At 66.9% G+C, this 1,418-nt stretch carries 1 protein-coding gene; it reads left to right on the forward strand.

The genetic code is table 11. The features are described 5' to 3' along the window. The first annotated feature begins 118 nt into the window (after positions 1–118). A complete protein-coding gene (locus ABTW87_RS30125) occupies positions 119–1,363 on the forward strand; it encodes an IS256 family transposase (protein WP_350654804.1) in 1,245 nt (414 codons plus the stop codon). Positions 1,364–1,418: the final 55 nt, after the last annotated feature.

Consider the following 1,418-nt stretch of genomic DNA (forward strand, 5'->3'; position numbering starts at 1 on the left):
GGTTGCGTCCACGGAAGTGGTGTACGACTTGCCCGTGATGGGCGTGTTGCGTAGATAAGAGACGGCCATCGCGTCGATCCTTCAAGACGACCAAGTCAGAGAAGGAGAAGAGAACGCGATGGCCGCATCTGAGAGTGTGAATCCTGTTGACCTGCTGCGCGAGCAGATCGAGGGCGCGTCGCCGGACGTGTTGCAGGCGATGGTGAAGACGTTCGCGCAGGCGTTGATGTCTGCCGAGGCGGACGCGATCTGTGGCGCCGGCTACGGGCAGCGCAGCGACGAGCGGGTCAATTCCCGCAACGGCTACCGGCATCGGGAGTGGGACACCCGGGCCGGGACGATCGAGCTGGCGATTCCGAAGCTACGGCAGGGCAGCTACTTTCCGGACTGGCTGCTGACGCACCGCCGGCGGGCCGAGCAGGCCCTCGTGTCGGTGGTGGCGACGTCGTATCTGCTCGGGGTGTCGACGCGGCGGGTGGAGAAGCTGGTCGAGCAGCTGGGGATCCGGCAGTTGTCGAAGTCGCAGGTCTCGGAGATGGCCGCGCACCTGGACGCGCAGGTCGAGGCGTTCCGCAACCGGCCCCTCGACAGCGAGCATTACACGTTCGTGTGGATGGACGCGTTGACGATGAAGGTCCGTGAGCACGGTCGAACGGTCAACGTTCACGCGTTGATCGCGGTCGGGGTCAACGCCGACGGCCAACGGGAAGTCCTCGGCGTGGACGTGGCCTCTGACGAGGACGGCGCTGGCTGGTTGGCGTTCCTGCGGTCGTTGACCGCCCGCGGCCTGTCCGGCGTCCGCCTGATCATCTCCGATGCCCACGCCGGCCTCGTCGCCGCCATCGGGGCGGCCCTGCCCGGGGCGTCCTGGCAGCGATGCAGGACCCATTACCTACGCAACCTGCTGACGAAGGTGCCGAAGTCAGCGCAGCCGTGGATCGCCACCCTCGTGCGCACGATCTTCGACCAGCCCGACGCCGACGCCGTCCGAGCCCAGTTCCAGCGGGTCGTGGCCACGATCGAGGCGAAGTTCCCCGCCGGCGCCGAACACCTCGACGCCGCCCGCGACGACCTCCTGGCGTTCACCGACTTCCCGCGTGAGACCTGGCGTCAGATCTGGTCGAACAACCCGCAGGAACGCCTGAACAAGGAAATCCGCCGCCGCACCGACGTCGTCGGCATCTTCCCCAACCGGCCGGCGATCATCCGCCTCGTCGGCGCCGTCCTGGCCGAGCAGACCGACGAATGGACCGAAGGCCGCCGCTACATGGGCCTGGAACTCCTCGCCAAAGCCCACCTGATCACCATCAACACCGACCAACACGACACCGACCAGACCGACCCGGCACCGATCGCCGCATAACATCAAACCGGATCCCGCGATGGCCGTCTCCTACACCACCAGCGCGGACGTGACC

This window comes from Micromonospora sp. NPDC126480 (assembly GCF_040302465.1).
GTDB lineage: Bacteria > Actinomycetota > Actinomycetes > Mycobacteriales > Micromonosporaceae > Micromonospora.